17 protein-coding genes are annotated in these 17,884 nt (G+C 56.6%); 4 read left to right on the forward strand and 13 right to left on the reverse strand.

The window, feature by feature from the left end; all coding sequences use genetic code 11:
* Positions 1 to 2: 2 nt before the first annotated feature.
* From cvpA to VI01_RS00840, 9 genes are all read right to left on the reverse strand, one after another.
* A complete protein-coding gene (cvpA, locus tag VI01_RS00800) occupies positions 3 to 488 on the reverse strand; it encodes a colicin V production protein (RefSeq protein ID WP_034825265.1) in 486 nt (161 codons plus the stop codon).
* A gap of 251 nt (positions 489 to 739) precedes the next feature.
* Positions 740 to 1,495, reverse strand: a complete 756-nt coding sequence (gene dedD, locus VI01_RS00805) for a cell division protein DedD (protein WP_045813696.1) — start codon at positions 1,493 to 1,495, stop codon at positions 740 to 742.
* Entirely contained in the window at positions 1,485 to 2,753 is a 1,269-nt protein-coding gene (gene folC, locus VI01_RS00810) for a bifunctional tetrahydrofolate synthase/dihydrofolate synthase (RefSeq protein WP_045813659.1), read from the reverse strand. Before folC ends, dedD begins: the two co-directional genes overlap by 11 nt.
* A 189-nt stretch (positions 2,754 to 2,942) precedes the next feature.
* Entirely contained in the window at positions 2,943 to 3,851 is a 909-nt protein-coding gene (gene accD, locus VI01_RS00815; RefSeq protein ID WP_034825118.1) for an acetyl-CoA carboxylase, carboxyltransferase subunit beta, read from the reverse strand.
* 132 nt (positions 3,852 to 3,983) lie between these two features.
* A complete protein-coding gene (locus tag VI01_RS00820; RefSeq protein ID WP_045813660.1) occupies positions 3,984 to 4,646 on the reverse strand; it encodes a DedA family protein in 663 nt (220 codons plus the stop codon).
* Positions 4,647 to 4,682: 36 nt separating this feature from the next.
* Entirely contained in the window at positions 4,683 to 5,489 is an 807-nt protein-coding gene (gene truA / locus VI01_RS00825) for a tRNA pseudouridine(38-40) synthase TruA (RefSeq protein WP_097116567.1), read from the reverse strand.
* A complete protein-coding gene (locus tag VI01_RS00830; RefSeq protein WP_045813661.1) occupies positions 5,489 to 6,499 on the reverse strand; it encodes an aspartate-semialdehyde dehydrogenase in 1,011 nt (336 codons plus the stop codon). Before VI01_RS00830 ends, truA begins: the two co-directional genes overlap by 1 nt.
* Before the next feature lie 102 nt (positions 6,500 to 6,601).
* Positions 6,602 to 7,726, reverse strand: a complete 1,125-nt coding sequence (pdxB, locus tag VI01_RS00835; RefSeq protein WP_045813662.1) for a 4-phosphoerythronate dehydrogenase PdxB — start codon at positions 7,724 to 7,726, stop codon at positions 6,602 to 6,604.
* Positions 7,727 to 7,892: 166 nt separating this feature from the next.
* The gene (locus VI01_RS00840; RefSeq protein ID WP_045813663.1) at positions 7,893 to 8,615 is read right to left on the reverse strand and encodes a helix-turn-helix domain-containing protein; all 723 of its coding nucleotides are present in this window, start codon (positions 8,613 to 8,615) and stop codon (positions 7,893 to 7,895) included.
* Positions 8,616 to 8,768: 153 nt separating this feature from the next.
* On the opposite strand from VI01_RS00840, the gene VI01_RS00845 reads away from it, so the two are divergent.
* On the forward strand, positions 8,769 to 9,674 hold the full coding sequence (locus tag VI01_RS00845) for a DMT family transporter (RefSeq protein ID WP_045813664.1): 906 nt from the start codon (positions 8,769 to 8,771) through the stop codon (positions 9,672 to 9,674).
* Positions 9,675 to 9,788: 114 nt separating this feature from the next.
* Entirely contained in the window at positions 9,789 to 10,820 is a 1,032-nt protein-coding gene (flk, locus tag VI01_RS00850; protein WP_038645684.1) for a flagella biosynthesis regulator Flk, read from the forward strand.
* Between the two features lies 1 nt (position 10,821).
* Here the strand turns inward: flk and VI01_RS00855 are convergent, their stop codons facing one another.
* Positions 10,822 to 11,265, reverse strand: a complete 444-nt coding sequence (locus VI01_RS00855; protein WP_045813665.1) for a rhodanese-like domain-containing protein — start codon at positions 11,263 to 11,265, stop codon at positions 10,822 to 10,824.
* An 86-nt stretch (positions 11,266 to 11,351) separates the two neighbouring features.
* On the opposite strand from VI01_RS00855, the gene VI01_RS00860 reads away from it, so the two are divergent.
* A complete protein-coding gene (locus VI01_RS00860) occupies positions 11,352 to 12,788 on the forward strand; it encodes a PLP-dependent aminotransferase family protein (protein WP_045813666.1) in 1,437 nt (478 codons plus the stop codon).
* Here the strand turns inward: VI01_RS00860 and VI01_RS00865 are convergent.
* Both VI01_RS00865 and fabB read right to left on the reverse strand, forming a co-directional pair.
* Positions 12,751 to 13,932 (reverse strand): MFS transporter, encoded by a 1,182-nt coding sequence (locus VI01_RS00865; RefSeq protein ID WP_045813667.1) that lies wholly within the window; start codon positions 13,930 to 13,932, stop codon positions 12,751 to 12,753. The two genes, VI01_RS00860 and VI01_RS00865, sit on opposite strands and share 38 nt — an antisense overlap.
* A 219-nt stretch (positions 13,933 to 14,151) precedes the next feature.
* Positions 14,152 to 15,372, reverse strand: a complete 1,221-nt coding sequence (gene fabB, locus VI01_RS00870; protein ID WP_034825147.1) for a beta-ketoacyl-ACP synthase I — start codon at positions 15,370 to 15,372, stop codon at positions 14,152 to 14,154.
* A gap of 155 nt (positions 15,373 to 15,527) precedes the next feature.
* Here fabB and mnmC point away from each other — a divergent pair, with 155 nt between their 5' ends.
* Complete coding sequence (gene mnmC, locus VI01_RS00875; RefSeq protein WP_045813668.1) at positions 15,528 to 17,540, forward strand: bifunctional tRNA (5-methylaminomethyl-2-thiouridine)(34)-methyltransferase MnmD/FAD-dependent 5-carboxymethylaminomethyl-2-thiouridine(34) oxidoreductase MnmC; 2,013 nt, start codon at positions 15,528 to 15,530, stop codon at positions 17,538 to 17,540.
* A gap of 30 nt (positions 17,541 to 17,570) precedes the next feature.
* On the opposite strand, the gene VI01_RS00880 is transcribed toward mnmC, so the two are convergent.
* On the reverse strand, positions 17,571 to 17,852 hold the full coding sequence (locus VI01_RS00880; protein ID WP_034825151.1) for a YfcL family protein: 282 nt from the start codon (positions 17,850 to 17,852) through the stop codon (positions 17,571 to 17,573).
* Positions 17,853 to 17,884 lie beyond the last annotated feature (32 nt).

The raw sequence follows: 17,884 nt of genomic DNA on the forward strand, positions 1-17,884 counted from the left end.
CGTTACCGGGGTATAAAACTGGACGTGCTTTTCAGGTAATCGAAAAACCACCTGATGATGTAACTGAACTGGGGAATGAGTTGCGACTGTTGCCAGTCCGGGCTTTTGGAAAAGCCGGTGAATGTATCGAGGAAGAAGAGCATAGCGGAAACAATCAGCACGCCACGCAACGCCCCGAAACAGACCCCCAACACCCTGTCGGTTCCCGACAAGCCGGTTTTTTCCACCAGCGAGCCGATCACATAGTTCACGATGGCACCCACTATCAGGGTGGCAACGAATAACACCGCTATCGCGATGCCGTTGCGAACCAGTTCGTCGTCAAAACCTGTAAACCAGACTGCAAGGTAGGTGTAGTAATGACTGGCGACAAAAAACGCGCATCCCCAGGTAACGAGAGATAAGGCTTCCCGGACAAACCCACGAATCAGGCTGACCAGAGCCGAAAAACCAACTACCGCAATAATGACGTAATCAATCCAGATCATGAACGCTTCCAACCCAGTGCTTATGCACCCCTGCATCCAGTTCGGGGCGCATTCTAACAGAAAAAGAAAACGTTTGCGTAGGGTTTTCCGGTTCTGTATCCATAAAAAGGGCGATGAAAAAAACTTTCCTCGCCCTGAGTAAAATCAGCAATTTAACTCACTGATATAAAACAGATTTACCACAACATTTTCGCTTAACCGCTTGTGCTATACCGCGCCTTTTACTGCTATCGGCGCGGCTTATCACAGCATTAACGCGTGCCGTACGGTTTCACCACACCACCGAGCCCGGAGATGCTTTGTAACTCACTCAGCGAACTCTGCAGCTTCGCTTTTGAGGCATCCGGCCCCACGTAAATGCGCGTGATTTGTCCCTGTACCGGCGTGGATGGCACGGTAAAGGCACGATATCCCGACAGACGCAGTTGCGCCACGATCTCACTGACCTTGGCCGCGTTCTTTAGCGCACCCAGCTGAACCACAAACGCCTGCCCCGCAGGAGCCGCTTCCGGTTCACTCTGTTTCGGTGTTTCGACCGCTTTTGGCTGCTCAACCGGTTTCGGCTGTTCTACCACTTTTGGTTTTGGTTGCTCGACCGGTTTTGGTTTCGGCTGTTCAACCGGTTTAGGTTTTGGCTGTTCGACCACTTTCGGCTTCGGCTGCTCAACCGGCTTCGTCTGCTGATGCACCGGCGGCGGTGTCACCAGCGTAGGCTCGCTGTTCTGCACCGGTTGCGCATTGCCATTGCTGGCCGAGCTGCTGGCTTTACCGTTATCCGAGGTTTGCGCCGTGCTCGCCCCTTCCGGCGGCTGCGCCGGGAGCGGTTGCGTCACCGGCGGCACCATTTCGCTATCCTGCTGATCGTCCGGCTTTGGCACCAGCGGAATCGCCGCGAACTCTTCTTTATAATGCTTTTTCTTGCCGTCGAGCAGCCCCGGCAGCACGATGACGCCAATCGCCACCAAAATGACGGTACCGACTAAGCGATTTTGAAACTTACTTGCCACTGCCATTCTCCGCTGACATCGATTCCATAACCTGTGCAACGGTGTGGAAAGAACCACACACCAGAATCACATCCTCAGGCGCGGCTTGCTGACGCGCGGCCTGCCATGCTGCATCGACGTTATCATACGCATTGCCACCTTCAAGGTGCGCGATCAGCTCATCGGCGGTGGCGCCACGCGGACCGTCAAGCGGTGCGCAGAACCAGCTATCCACCTGCGGTGCCAGCGCGGCCAGCGTCCCCGCGATGTCTTTGTCATGCAACATGCCGACCACTGCATGCACTTTACCGCTTTTCGGCAACTCCGCCAGACGCGAAGCCAGATAATGCGCGGCATGCGGATTGTGCGCCACATCAAGAATCACGCGCGGGCTTTCACTCACCGTCTGGAAGCGCCCGGGCAGAATCGCTAAAGGCAGATGTTCGCGGATCACGGCTTCGCTAACGTTGAGTCCTGATGCGCGCAGCGCGGTCAGTGCAGTCGCCGCATTGGGCAACGGCACCTGCGGCAACGGCAGGTCGTGCAGCTCACCGTGTGCATCCTGTAACGTCCAGCTGTTTTCCTGTTTCTGCCACTGCCAGTCGCGATTGATTTGCAGTAACTGCGCGCCCTTCTCTGCCGCGACTTCGGCGATGGTGTGCGGCATATCCGCCTCACCCACGACCGCCGGTTTGCCACCGCGGAACACGCCGGCTTTTTCCCGGCCAATGCTTTCGCGATCCGGTCCCAGCCAATCGGTGTGATCGAGCGCGATGCTGGTGATCACCGCAACATCCGCATCCACGATGTTGGTGGCGTCAAGACGTCCGCCCAGACCCACTTCGAGGATCACCACATCAAGCTTGGCCTCACGGAACAGATTCAGTGCGGAGAGGGTGCCGAATTCAAAGTAGGTGAGTGAAATGTCACCGCGTCCGGCTTCAATACTGGCGAAGCTGGCGCTGTGTAGCGCTTCATCCAGCTTGGAGCCCTGCACGCGCACGCGTTCGGTGTAGCGCACCAGATGCGGCGAGCTGTACACACCCACGCGATAGCCCGCAGCCATCAACAGCGTTTCCAGCGTGCGGCAGGTGGTCCCTTTGCCATTGGTGCCGGCAATAGTGAAGATAAACGGAGCGGGTTTTAGCAGGTCAAGGCGTGCGGCGACGCGTTGAATACGATCCAGACCCAATTCGATGGCCTGAGAATGCAGATGTTCAAGATAATGAAGCCACGTGGCCAAAGGCGACGTGGCTTGAGGAAGCTGCAGAGTGTCCATGTGTCCCGTTTACTCATCTTACACATCGTCATTCAAGCCGCAGCGGCGTGGGCTGCACTCAATCCCCCCCGGTCCCTTACTGAGTAAGCTGCCGGGGGATTCATTCGTTTGCCGCCTTGCTGCAACTCGAATGACAGGGTGTTTACGGTTCATTGGTGAAAAGCGTTAACCACCGCTTTTCGTTGCCTGTCAGGCCTCGTTGCTCTCCGGCACAGCCGTAGAAGGCTGATCACCATCCTGCAGCGGCGCTGGCAGGTTCATCATTTTCGCCAGCAGGCTGGCCAGCTTAAAGCGCATTTCCGGACGACGGATGATCATGTCGATCGCGCCTTTTTCGATCAGGAACTCACTGCGCTGGAAGCCCGGTGGCAGTTTTTCACGCACGGTCTGTTCGATAACGCGTGGACCGGCAAAGCCGATCAGCGCTTTCGGCTCTGCGACATTCAAATCGCCCAGCATCGCGAAGCTGGCAGAGACACCGCCCATGGTTGGGTCGGTCAGCACGGAGATGTACGGCAAGCCGCGCTCCTGCATTTTCGCCAGCGCTGCGCTGGTTTTTGCCATCTGCATCAGCGACTGTAACGCTTCCTGCATACGGGCACCGCCACTCGCAGAGAAGCAGATCAGCGGGCAGTTATCTTCCAGTGCCTGCTCAACGCCACGCACGAAGCGCGCGCCAACCACAGAACCCATTGAGCCGCCCATAAAGGAGAACTCAAAGGCTACCGCCACCACGGGCATTCCGTGCAGCGTCCCTTTCATGGCGATCAGCGCATCTTTCTCACCGGTGTCTTTCTGCGCGGCAACCAGACGATCTTTGTACTTCTTGGAATCGCGGAACTTCAGCAGATCCTTCGGTTCCAGCTCGCTGCCTAATTCAACCAGAGAACCTTCATCCAGCATGGTGTGCAGACGCTCACGGGCGTGCATGCGCATGTGGTGGTCGCACTTCGGGCAGACCTCAAGGTTACGCTCCAGTTCGGCGCGGTACAGCACCTGACCACAGCTATCGCATTTGGTCCAGACCCCTTCCGGGATACTGGCTTTGCGCGTTGGCGTGGTGGTGCTTTTATTCAGTATGCGTTCAATCCAGCTCATTGATGACCTTTCTGTTTAATGCTGACCTGGTCCAGTCTTCTCGTGACTGCTGAAATCACCTTCAGCAGGTCGTAAATGTCGCTCATTAAACCACAACCCGTTCACGCTGTGGATAAAAATCTGGTGACGGGCTTACTGTGGCTTCTGCTGACGTGCCTGACGGCGATGGCGCCATACTTCAATCACGCCTGGCAAAATTGAGACCACAATAATGCCCACAATCAGCAGTTTCAGGTTCTCCTGCACCACCGGCAAATCACCGAACTTGTAACCGGCATAGGAGAACAGCAGCACCCACAGCAGCGCGCCCGAGACGTTGAAGAGCGCAAAGTGGCGATAAGACATGTGTCCCATCCCCGCCACAAAGGGGGCAAAGGTTCGCACGATTGGTACAAAGCGCGCAAGTATAATGGTTTTGCCACCGTGGCGATCGTAGAACGCGTGGGTTTTATCCAGATAGCTGCGACGGAAAATTTTCGAGTTCGGATTGCTAAACAGCTTCTCTCCGAACAACCGACCAATAGTGTAGTTCACCGCATCACCGAGGATGGCAGCAATCACCAACAGCGTGACCATTAAATGCACGTTGAGATCGTTACCGGGCAGAGCTGCCAGCGCACCAGCCACAAACAGTAACGAATCCCCTGGCAGGAAAGGTGTGACCACGAGGCCGGTTTCACAGAACAGGATCAGGAACAGAATGGCGTAAATCCAGACGCCGTACTGCGCCACCAGTTCGGCTAAATGCACATCAATATGGAGAATAAAGTCGATCAAAAAGTGGATGAATTCCATAATGTTCCGGCTCCCAAACATCCTTACTCATTTAAATTAATCTGCGAGGAACAAAGGTCCCAACGCAGGCTGAGGTAACGCAAAGTGGGATGGGTAATCCACCGCCACCAAATACAACCCCTCGGCTTTAGCGGTCGCTGCCGCCAGAGTACGATCTTTTGCCGCCAGCAACTCAGCCATCCAGCTTTCCGGCTGGTTGCCGCAGCCAATTTCCATCAGGCTGCCGACAATATTGCGCACCATGTGGTGCACGAACGCGTTGGCTTTGATATCGACAATCACATAAGGCCCGTAACGTGTGACGTTAAGGTGCATCACGTTGCGCCACGGCGTGCGCGACTGGCACTGCACCGCACGGAACGAGGTAAAGTCGTTCTCGCCAATTAAACACTGACCGGCACGCTGCATTTTCTCGACATCCAGCGGATGATAAAAATGGGTGATGCCGTTGCCAAGAATCGCCGGCCGCAGCCGCTGATTGAAAATCACATAGCGATAACGACGCGCCGTGGCGCTAAAGCGGGCATGAAATTCTTCTGGCACCGCTTTCACCCAACGTACGGCGATGTCGTCAGGTAAGTTGGCGTTCACACCCAGCGTCCAGGCGCTGTCGGCGCGCTGCGAGGTGGTTTCGAAATGCACCACTTGCCCGGTACCGTGCACACCGGCATCCGTGCGTCCAGCGCAGAACACTACCACCGGGTGATTCGCCACTTTCGACAGCGCTTTTTCCAGCTTTTCCTGCACGCTGCGCACTTCGTTCTGTCGCTGCCAGCCGTAGTAACGGCTGCCGTCGTACTCAATGCCTAACGCCAGCTTAAATGTCGTTTCTTCAGACAACATTAATAGAAGTACTCCTGCACCAATTTCTCAGCGGTTTTTACCGCCATCAGTGCGCCGCCGAAGCGAACGTTGTCAGCCACGGACCAGAATTGCAGCAGCTCAGGGAGACCGTAATCATTACGCACGTTGCCAATGCTCAGCGCATCATTACCTGATGCATCGCTGACGGGCGTCGGGTATTCACCGTCTGCGCTGAGGTTAATGTCCTCAGCACGATCCAGTTCATCTCGCGCTTCTTCGGCTGACAGCGGACGTAAATTTTCGACATGCACAATCTGCGTGTTGCCGTAAAACACCGGCGCCTGCACGCTGCTGACGGCAATCGGCAAGCCTTCGTCCTGCAGCACTTTGCGCACCTGATCCACCAGACGACGTTCACTCTCCACGCTGCCGTGGCTATCCGCTAGCTGCGGCAACAGGTTGAACGCCAACTGACGACCAAAATAGTGCTCATCTGCCGGTACACCATTCAGCAAGCGCGCGCTTTCGCCCGCCAGGCCATCCACTGCCGCTTTACCGTGACTGGAAACCGAAATCAAATTGGTCACCTGCAAACGGCTTAAACCCGCAGTATCCACCAACGGTTTGATAGCGCTTAACAGCTGGCTGACCAGCGCATCGGCCACCGTCACGATGTTGCGATTGCGATAATCGGCCAACACCTGTGGGTTCACATCCGGCACCACCAGCGGGACATCCGGCTCCAGCGCGAAAAGATCGCTGCTGTCGATCACCAGGCAACCCTGGCTCGCGGCTTCATCCGCGTAACGCGCGGAAGCTTCACGTCCGGCAGCGAAAAACGCCAGCTGCGCCTGAGTCCAGTCAAATTCAGCCGCATCCTGCACGCGCAGGGTGCGACCATCAAAACGCACACTTTCACCGGCGCTGTTTTCGCTCGCCAGCAGATACAATTCACCAACCGGGAACTGGCGTTCTGCCAGCAATTCCAGTACAGCGTTCCCTACTGCGCCTGTTGCGCCCAATAGCGCAATATTCCAGCCGTCAGACATGTTGGTTTACTCCAGACAATGACATAAAAACAGAAGGCGGTGATGACACCGCCTGACATTTAAGACTTTTCCCGCGCGAAAACGCAGGGGATTGATTTAACTTTACAAACTGGCGCGGAAACCGAGCTTTTCCAGCATCGCGGCGCTGTCGGCATCATCACATTTTACCTGTAGCGATGACCATTCACGACGCTCTTCATACTGCTTGCGCAGGCGATCAAACTCGCCCGGTTTGGCAGCCACTTTTCGCAGTGGCGCATCGTCGCGGCGCACATCATACACCAGGTGCACCAGTCGTTTCAGCGTTGGCTGATCAAGCTTACCGTGCAGCGTAATGGTGCCAAATTCCGGTGCAGGCAGCAGACTCTCCAGCGCCACTTGTTGCGGCTGACCGATAAACGCGCACCAGGCTTCAAATACTTGTGTCGTGCCGCGCGCTTTGCCTTCCAGCGTATAGCCCGCAATGTGTGCCGTGGCGATATCCACTTTATCCAGCAGATCGAGGTTCAGATCCGGCTCCGGCTCCCACACATCCAGCACCACGCTGAGGTCGCTGCGCATTTTCAACACTTCCAAAAGCGCGGCGTTATCCACCACCGGGCCTCGGCAGGCATTGATCAGGATGGTGTTGGGTTTGAGTGCCATCAGCAGTGCCATGTCGGCCAGATGCCAGCTTTTATAGGGGCCGTCTTTAAACAGCGGCGTATGGAAGGTCAGAATATCGGCCTGCGCCACCAGCTCATCCAGCGAGTGGAACGTTTCCTGATCGCCACGATCCGCACGCGGCGGATCGCACAGCAGGGTTTTCACTCCCCAGGCTTCAAGACGTTTTTGCAAACGACCACCCACATTGCCAACGCCGACAATCCCCACAGTACGATCGCGCAGTTCAAAACCATCGCGCTCGGCCAGCAGCAGCAATGAGGAGAAGACATACTCCACCACCGCAATCGCGTTACAGCCCGGTGCCGCCGAAAAGGCGATTCCAGAAGCCGCCAAGGAAGCATCGTCCACATGATCAGTGCCAGCCGTGGCGGTACCCACGAACTTCACCGGCGTACCGGACAGCAGCTCAGCATTCACTTTGGTCACCGAGCGCACCATCAGTCCGCTGGCATCCTGCAACTCTGCTTCGGGTAACGGACGTCCAGGCACGGCCAATACTTCACCGGTGCGACTGAAGAGTTCACGAGCGTAAGGCATGTTTTCATCGACGAGAATTTTCACTGCGGCGGTCCTGTCTGCTGAGGCGTTTGAGGCGCGTATTCTTACATATACCCGTCATACTTCAAGCCACAGATACGTTGGCTGCGTAGATACCCTCCGTTACTGACCGAGGCCCCACACCTTTGCCGCCTTTCTGCGACGCGAATGATTTCAGGTCTAACCCATTTCAACTTAACCGGCTGCGGTAGCGATCCGGCGTGGTGCCGGCCTGCTGCTGGAACATCACAATCAAGGCTGATGACGAGCTATAGCCGAGTTCGTGTGCAATGCCCTGCACGCTGCAGCCCTGCTCCAGGAGTGCAATGGCCCGCAAAAAACGTAAACGCTGGCGCCATTCGCTGAACGACATTTTCAACTGCTGCTGACAACGTCGCGCCAGCGTACGCTCGGTGGTGAACACGCGCTTCGCCCATTGTGCCAGCGTGGTGTTGTCACCGGGATTTTCTTCCAGGGCACGCAAAATCGGCGCGAGGAATTTGTCGTCCGACAGGGGCAAATAACTGGTGTGCACCGGTGCCTGGCGCAGACGATCAATTAAGACCTCACACAATCGCCAGTCTGCTTCGGTCTGAGGTTGTTCCAACTCGCGCTGCGCAAAGTCATTCATGATGGCGTGCACAATCGCATCAACGTGCAGCAAACAGGCATTGTCGGGCATCCCCGCACAGAGATCGGCGGCGAGGTTGAAGGTGCGAAACTGGGCATGGCAATGGTTATAGCTACTGTGCCGTTGTCCTGGCGGGATCCAAATCGGCATATCAGCTGGCGTTAATAACCGTTCCCCTTCCACTTCCATTTCAAGCACGTGGCTGGTGACGAAAATCACCTGACCCCAACTGTGAAGATGCGGCAGATATTCGGTTTTCGCGTTAGCCTGCTCGTAGCGCATAAAATAGCGCAGCAGCGGCGCATCAACGGGGGGGTTGATACTCGATCTGTAAATTCATTCTGTCCGGTCATTAACGAATATTGTCCGATTTTAACTATCTAAACAAAACCGGTCAAATGTAAACTATTCGCGATTAAACTCAGGAGTCGTACGATGAATTTACTGTTTCCGCTGATCGCGGTGATGATCTGGTCGATCAATACCATTGTCAGCAAACTCTCTGCCGGGAGCATCGATCCTGCCGCCATCTCCTTTTATCGCTGGCTGCTGGCATTGATCGTGCTGGCCCCCTTCTGCCTGCCCGGCGTGTGGCGCCATCGCCACGCCGTGAAGGCCAATCTGTGGCGATTATTGATCCTCGGCCTGTTGGGCATGGTGCTTTATCAGAGTCTCGCCTACTATGCCGCTCACAGCGTGTCGGCGGTGATGATGGGTATATTAGGCGCCACGATTCCGCTGCTGACCATTCTGCTCAGCCTATTCGTTTTACGCCTTGCGCCGACGCGCGGCATTTTAATTGGCGGCCTGTTGTCCTTTGCCGGTTTGGTCTGGCTGGTGAGTGAAGGGAATCCGGCACAGTTGCTGAATCAGCGTCTTGGCAACGGCGAGTTGATGATGCTGGCGGCTTCCACCTCGTATGCGCTTTACGGTGTGCTGACCAAACGCTGGGCGATCCCTCTGCCGACCTGGCAGAGCCTGTACGTACAGATTTTCTTTGGCGTGTTGCTGTTACTGCCTGGATTCTTGCGCGCACCGGACGTCACGCTGAATCTGCATAACATTCCGCTGGTGCTGTTTGCCGGGCTGTTCGCGTCCATTATTGCGCCGTTCTTGTGGATCCTTGGCGTGCAACGTCTGGGCGCCAGTACGACAACCATTTTTATGAATTTTGTACCCGCGTTTACCGCCATTATCGCGGTGATGTTCCTGCATGAGCAGTTGCACGCTTATCACTGGATAGGTGGCGGGATGACCTTAGTCGGTGTGATTCTGGCGCAACGCCTGAAAACACCCCTGCGCAAGCCACGTGAGTCGACCGTTCCCGGTCCTGCCACCTGATTTTATTGTCCCGAAAGGCCGCAGCCCCCGTGGATTTCCCGGGGGCTTTTGTTATCATATGGCCTCTTTTTTCCGGCGCACCCGGATCTGACCTCGTTTTTCAAGGATTCCGCCATGCAACCTCTCAGCGGTCCCGGTGTGCCTGCGGGCGATCGTTCAACGCTCACTCATGCGACTGGCCCCACTCGTCCTGGCGGACCGGCGGGCGAACAGCCACTCTCCCCTGCCCAGCGCACCACGCTGGAACGTCTGATTGTGCGCATCATGTCACTCAGTACCTTGAAAGCCCCTGAATTGTGGGCTGGCGTACGCCATGAAGTGGGCGTAAAGAATGATGCTGAGCTGCAATCGCGTCATTTTCCTGCTGCCGAACAGCATTTGAATGGGCGCTTGACCCAGGTGCAGAACAGCCTTGCAACGCGCCAGCTGTTGCAGCAGCTCCTGGAGAAGCTGCCGCAGGGGAATAATCGTCAGGCGGTGAGTGACTTTATCCGTCAGCAATTCAATCAAACGGTGCTGAGTGCGCTCTCGCAGGATCAGCTACGTCAGGTGCTGACCATGCTGCAAAATGGGCAGATGGCGATCCCACAACCGCAGCAAACGCGCGCGTCCGACCGCACACTGCTGCCGGCTGAACAGCAATCGCTGAATCAACAGGTCACGCGCCTCGCGGCCACGACCGGTGAATCACCGGTCAAGCTGCTGTCTGAAGCGCTGAAACTGGTCAATCTGAAGAGTGGCGATCCGATTCCCTCTCGCCACTTCCCGCTGCTGACACAATATTTGCAGGTACGTCAGACGTTGGGTCAACACAGCGCACCGACGTTACAAATGCTGGAAACCTCGCTGAAGCAGCCGTTGACGCATGACGAACAGCGTTTGCTGGAGGATTACAGCCAGCAGCGTTTCCAGGCCACGCCGCAGACAGTGCTGACGCCCGCGCAAACCCAGGATCTCCTCAATTTACTCTTCAGTCGTCGCGTCGAGAAAACGCTGGAGCAGCCGCACACTGCCAGCGATCTGCGCCCGCAGCCGATCTGGTCGCCGTGGATCGAGATATTACCGCGCCCACTGGCTCAGCGCCCGGCACTGACGTTAATCCTTGGCCTGGCGCTGTTCTTCTTTTTACTCTGGCTATTTCTGTAACTTAACAGCCACAGTGCGCACCGGGTGCGGCCTGTGGCCATTCACCGGGCGACGTTCCCCACGTTAACGGATGCCCATCGCGTTTCCAGAAATCCAGCCCACCTATCAACTCTTTGACCTGAAAACCCAGCGAAGCCAGTTTCCATGCCGCTTTCGTTGAGCCGTTGCAGCCAATGCCATCGCAGTAAGTGATATACACCTTGCTGCGATCCAACTGTGCTGTGGATTCGGCATTCATAGTGCGATGCGGAAACGAGAGCGCCCCGGTGATATGCCCCGCCTGATAAACCTCAGTGGATCGTGCATCGATCACCACAATCGCGCTCACGCCTTGCGCCAGATCTTCTGCAAAATCCCAGGCATCAGTGTAGTAACTCAGTTTGTGCTGCAGATAGGCCACGCTCTCTTGAGGATCGGCGGGTGGGAAGAGTAAGACTGATGACATCGCATTCTCCTTGTGTAATTTTCACTGAGTTTACGGCAAAGTGGTCTGCAATCTGATACCACTTTTTCCACACTGATAAGACCACTATGCGCCACTCTTTTTTAGCACTGTTTAATCATGCGTCATCCGGCGGCTTGCGTGAACGTTTGTGCCATACGTTACGCCAGGCCATTACCAGCGGTCATTTACACCATCAGCAACGCTTACCCTCCAGCCGTCAGTTAGCCGAGGATTTGTCACTGTCGCGGGTGACGGTGGAAGCCGCTTATGCGCAGTTAGAGAGTGAAGGCTATCTGGAGAGACGGGCGGGTCGGGGGACTTTTGTATCGATTGCGATGCCTGCACGGGCGGCGACCACACCCGCACAGAGTTCACCCCGGTTCTCCCGACGCGGCGAGCAGATCCTGGCGACGGGCGGCTGCCAGGATCCGCCGTTCCCCCATGCATTTGCCGCCGGTTCGCCTGAATTACGCGCTTTCCCGCACACGCAATGGCGCCGGATCAGTAACAGCGTGCAGCGCTCGCTGGGTAGCCAGGTGATGGGCTATGGCGATCCACTGGGCTTTATGCCACTTCGTGAGGCGGTGGCGGATTATCTGGCGTTATCACGCGGCGTACGCTGCGCTGCCGGGCAAGTGGTGATCCTAACCAGTTCACAGCAGGCCTTGCAGTTACTGGCACTGATGTTGCTGGATGCCAATGATGAAGTCTGGCTTGAGGAGCCGGGCTATCCTGGCGCGCGTAACGCATTCCTCGCGGCGAGTGCACACTGCCGCGCGATGCCGCTGGATGGCGAAGGGGCAATACCGCTGGAAGGCGATGCCAGGCTGGTTTATTTGACGCCGGGACATCACTATCCCACCGGCACCGCGATGAGCCTGACCCGCCGTCTGCAATGGCTCGACTGGGCGCGCCAACATCAAAGCTGGTTGATAGAAGATGATTACGACAGTGAGTTTCACTATGACGATCGCCCGATTCCCGCCTTGCAGGGCCTGGAGAATCATAGCCGGGTTATCTGCCTCGGCACCTTTTCCAAAACGCTCTTCCCCTCCCTGCGACTGGCGTGGATGGTGGTCCCGCCAGCGCTGGTGGATGCCGTTGGTCGCGCACGCAGCATTCTTGATGGACACAGCGCGCTGTTGCCGCAAGCGATCACAGCAGAGTTTCTGCAGCAAGGTCATTTTGCCAGCCACCTGCGGCTAATGCGTCAGCTTTATCACAGTCGCCGCGATCGATTGCTGGAGCAGATCAACACGCGCCTGCAGCCGTGGCTGACGCCGCTGCAGGCATCTGGCGGGCTGCAGCTGACGGTATCATTGCATCAGGGTGAGGAAGCACAACTCACGCAGCAGGCCAGTGAAATTGGTCTGCTGTTGCCGCGTCTGTCGCCGTTATACACCAGCAGTCAGCCGCAATCGGGCTGGCTGCTGGGCTTTGCCGCGCTGACGCCGGGTGAGATTGTCAGCGCCTGCGATAAACTGGTTACGCTGCTGTCGCGCTACGCGCGAACGACCAGGTGACGAGAATGCCCAGGGCTGCGCAGCAGGCACCCGCAAGGTAGACCGAGCCATAACCCAATGCCGTGGCGAGGAGGCCGGTCAGTGGGCCGCTGGCACCGTAAGCGATATCCTGGAAAGCAGAGAAACCGCCCAGCGCCGTGCCACGAATTTGTGGCGAGACGCGTTTGATCACCTCGACGCCGAGCGCCGGGAAAATCAGTGAACAGCCGCAACCGGTGAGCGCGGCACCCACCAGCGCCATCCAGCCAGAGGTTGCACATGCCAGCATCAGCAAACCGGCGGTTTCCACCAGCAGCGAAATCATTGCGACGCGGACGCCACCGTGACGATCCGGCAGGCCGCCAAAGAAAACACGCACCAATACAAAAGCACAGCCAAATGCGGTCAGGGCAAAACCGGCATTGCCCCAGTTTTCTGCAGCAAAATAGAGCGAGGTAAAGGTGCCGATCACGGCGAAGCCGGTGCCCTGGAGCGCCAGCGCCATGCCGGGTTGAAAGATGGTTTTCACCACGCTGAGCAATGAAGGGCGTTCGCCACCCACCACCGGCACTTTAGTGACCCAGCTATTGATCGCCAGCGAGAGCAGTGGCAGTAACAGCGCGACACCACCGAGTGCCGCAAATCCGCCATGCTGATTGATCAGCAAACCCAGCGGTGCGCCCGCTGCCAGCGATCCATAAATCGCCATACCGTTCCACGACATCACCAGGCCGGATCGTTTGCTGCCCACCAACCCCATGCCCCAGGTCAGATTGCCGGTGAGCAGCAAGCTTTCACCAAATCCGAGTAACAAACGCCCCACTGCCAGCAAACCAAATTTTGCCCACGGCGAAACGGGCAACAGCGCCGCGGCCAGATACGCCACACCCACCAGCGCGATGGCGATCATACCGTGTTGCGTGGTGAGCTTTGCACCGTGCTGATCGGCTCGGCGTCCGGCGAAGCTGCGCGTCAGCAGCGTGGCAAAGAACTGAATCCCTACCGCAACACCCACCATCAGGTTGCTCATACCCAATTCCTGATGCACGTACAGCGGGATGACCGGGAGCGCCAGCCCTGCGGTTAAATAAGTGAGAAATACCGCAAAGGATATGCAACCCAAAGGCAGCACAGATTGCGTCTGCGTATCAGCAGCCGTGGACATGATGGTATGAACTCCTTGTTCAGAGCGTGTGCGACAAGCGAGACCCTCTTACACGTTCGTGTCTTGCATTCAGACGAAAACGGGTTATTTGGTTCATAATGTGCACAAACGATTATTTTATTTCAGGCAAGATGGGATGAGTGTAGGCAAGCAGCGAGGGAAATGTCAAAAACAACAGGGGCCGGATAGACCGGCCCCTGGAAAACTGTGATCACGCGATTAAGCTGGCAGCTTACGCATGGTCAAGGTGGCGTTGGTGCCGCCGAAACCGAAGCTGTTGGACATCACGGTGGTCAGCGCTTTTTCAGTCGGCTGCGTCACGATGTTCAGGCCTTTACCGGCTTCATCAATCTCTTCGATGTTGATGCTTGGCGCGATGAAGCTATGCTCCAGCATCAGCAAGGTGTAGATCGCTTCCTGCACGCCCGCTGCACCCAGTGAGTGGCCAGTCATGGCTTTGGTCGCAGAAATGTACGGTGAGTTGTCACCAAACACTTCGCGAATCGCACCCAGTTCTTTCACATCACCAACAGGTGTAGAGGTGCCGTGGGTGTTGAGGTAATCGATTGGGGTATCAACGCCCTGCATGGCCATCTTCATGCAGCGCACTGCGCCTTCGCCTGAAGGTGCAACCATATCTGCGCCGTCTGAGGTTGCGCCGTAACCGACGATTTCAGCGTAGATGTGCGCGCCACGCGCCAGAGCATGCTCCAGCTCTTCAACCACTACCATGCCGCCGCCGCCTGCGATCACGAAACCATCACGGTTTGCATCATAGGTACGAGAAGCTTTTTCTGGCGTTTCGTTGTATTTGGTGGACAGTGCGCCCATCGCATCGAACTCACAGGCCATTTCCCAGCTCAGCTCTTCGCCGCCGCCAGCAAACACGATGTCCTGTTTACCCAACTGAATCTGCTCAACCGCGTTACCGATGCAGTGTGCGGAAGTGGCACAGGCAGAGCTGATTGAGTAGTTCACGCCGTGGATTTTGAATGGGGTAGCCAGACAAGCTGATACACCTGAACCCATGGCTTTGGTCACCACATAAGGACCAACGGCTTTCAGGCCACGCGGGCCACGCATCGCATCGGCACCGAAGACCTGGTAACGCGGAGAACCGCCGCCTGAACCGGCAATCAGACCCACGCGTGGGTTGTTCTGATATTGCTCATCAGTCAGGCCGGAATCCTGAATCGCTTCCGCCATAGACAGGTAAGCGTAGATTGAAGCATCACTCATGAAACGCACGATTTTGCGATCGATGAGCCCGTTGGTATCCAGTTTGACGTTGCCCCATACGTGGCTGCGCATACCGATATCTCTCATCTCTTCAGAGAAGGTGATACCCGAACGGCCTTCACGCAGAGAAGCCAGCACTTCTTGCTGGTTATTACCAATGCTGGAAACGATACCCAGGCCAGTAATCACTGCACGTTTCATTCAATAGTCCTCATTCCACTTCTTTTGGATTGACGTGCACTCTAGCTTACAGTTGTAAGCCGAACAAGTCCGATCAGCCATTTCCTTTTGTAAATTTGCGTCATGTGACGGCAGTCGTTAAAATCGCGCCACTGCCTGAAATATGAGCCTTTCCCGTGAAGTTATCCCCGGTTGAACACGCGCAATTAAACTGGAATGATCAGGGTACACCTGTTTCCCGAGCATTCGACGACGTCTATTTCTCCAACGACAATGGGCTGGAAGAGACGCGCTATGTTTTTCTTGATGGCAACCATATTCCTGCCCGCTTTGCTCAACATTCGCGCGATCTTTTTATCGTCGCTGAGAGCGGTTTTGGGACTGGTCTTAACTTTCTCACCCTGTGGCAAGCCTTCGATCGCTTCTGTAGCGAACACCCCGACGCGACACTTAAGCGCCTGCACTTCATCAGCTGCGAAAAATTCCCACTGACGCAAACCGATCTGATTGCCGCACATGCGCACTGGCCCGAGCTGGCGCCATGGGCCGAACAATTACAGCAACAGTGGCTACAGGCGCTGCCGGGTTGTCAGCGTTTACTGTTCAACAGCGGTAAAGTCACGCTCGATCTCTGGCTCGGTGATATTAACGCGCTAATTAATACCTTTGATGACAGTCTTAATGCTCAGGTGGATGCATGGTTTTTAGATGGTTTTGCCCCCGCTAAAAACCCGGAAATGTGGACGCCAGAACTGTTCGCCGCCATGGCGCGTCTGGCGCGTCCAGACGGGACGCTGGCAACGTTCACTGCCGCCGGATTTGTGCGCCGTGGTTTGCAGGAAGCTGGGTTCACGGTGACCAAACGCAAAGGCTTTGGTCACAAGCGCGAAATGTTGACCGGCGTAATGGAACAGGTTGCAGCCCTACCCCACACCCAGCCATGGTACGCCCGCCCTGCGGCTCGCACTCAGGAAGTGGCGCTGGTTGGCGGTGGCGTGGCGAGTGCCGTACTGGCGCTGGCGCTGCTGCGCCGCGGCTGGAAGGTAACACTTTATTGCGCCGATGCCGCGCCCGCGCTGGGTGCTTCCGGCAATCGTCAGGGCGCACTTTACCCGCTGCTTAATCAGCACGATCCCGCTCTCGCTACGTTCTTCCCTGCGGCGTTCACCTTTGCCCGCCGTTTGTACGACCAGCTACCGGTGATGTTCGAGCATGACTGGAGCGGTGTGTTGCAACTCGGCTGGGACAGCAAAAGTGCCGATAAAATTGCCCAGATGCTGGAGATGGGATTGCCGCATGATGTGGCGTACGGCGTAAGTAAGGAGGACGCGCAGCAGTTAGCGGGCGTCGATACCGGTTGTGGTGGCATTTTCTATCCTCAAGGCGGCTGGCTCTCTCCGTCGCAATTGACCAGCAACCTGTTGGAGCATGCGCAAACGCTGGGTTTACGCCTGCACTGGCTGCATCGCGTCACCACGCTGGAAACGACGACTGAGGGGTGGGCCCTGAACTTCAGCGAGCAGCCCTCGGTGAATCATCAGCAGGTGGTGATCGCCAATGGCCATGCCCTGCTAGAGATTGAGCAGAGCAAAGACTTGCCCGTATATGCGGTGGCGGGTCAGGTCAGTCATGTGCCGACCAATCCTGAGCTGGGCGCGTTAAATACCGTACTCTGCTATGACGGCTATCTCACGCCAGTCAGCCCGCATTTCAATACCCACTGCATCGGGGCCAGCTACCATCGCGGCGATACCACAACCGATTTCCGTGCTGACGATCAGCAGGAAAATCGCCAGCGCCTGGTGAACTGCCTGCCGGATGCGCAGTGGCCGCAGCAAGTGGATATCAGTGATAACGAGGCGCGTGTCGGCGTACGCTGCGCCACGCGCGATCACTTACCGATGAGTGGCAGCGCGCCCAATTACGCCGCAACGCTGGCGCAATACGCTGATTTGCCGGAGCAGCGTGCACGGGGTGAAACCCTTGCCGATGCACCGGTTCATACTGGTTTATTTGTGCTGGGTGCGCTGGGTTCACGCGGCTTGTGCAGCGCGCCGCTGGCAGCGGAAGTGCTGGCGGCACAGATGAGTGGTGAGCCGCAACCGCTGGATATCACCACGCTGGCGGCATTGAATCCGAATCGTTACTGGGTAAGAAAACTGCTGAAAGGTAAGAAAGCGGGACGCTAGGATGACGGGGCGAGCGGTCGCCCCGACTTATCAGGCGGTCTGACGCGCCTGCTGGAACAAATTATCCCACATGCCAATCACCAGCGCCTGATCGCGCGGTGACAGTTCCCCCGCCGCAATCGCATTTTGCAGGCTGTTGGTCACATGGATTTGCAGCGCTTCAGGTGTGTGCTCACCGCTGATTTCAATCTCAGCCACCGCCAGGGTCAGATGACCACGCAGATAGCCACCGGCAAACAGCTCGTCGTCACTGGCGTGATCAACCATATCGTCAATCAATGCCAGGATGCGGGATTCGAATTCTACGATCATCGTCTTGTTCCTTATTACCCTTGATACGCCGC

Source organism: Pantoea sp. SM3 (assembly GCF_000963995.1).
Classification (GTDB): Bacteria; Pseudomonadota; Gammaproteobacteria; order Enterobacterales; family Enterobacteriaceae; genus Pantoea; species Pantoea rwandensis_B.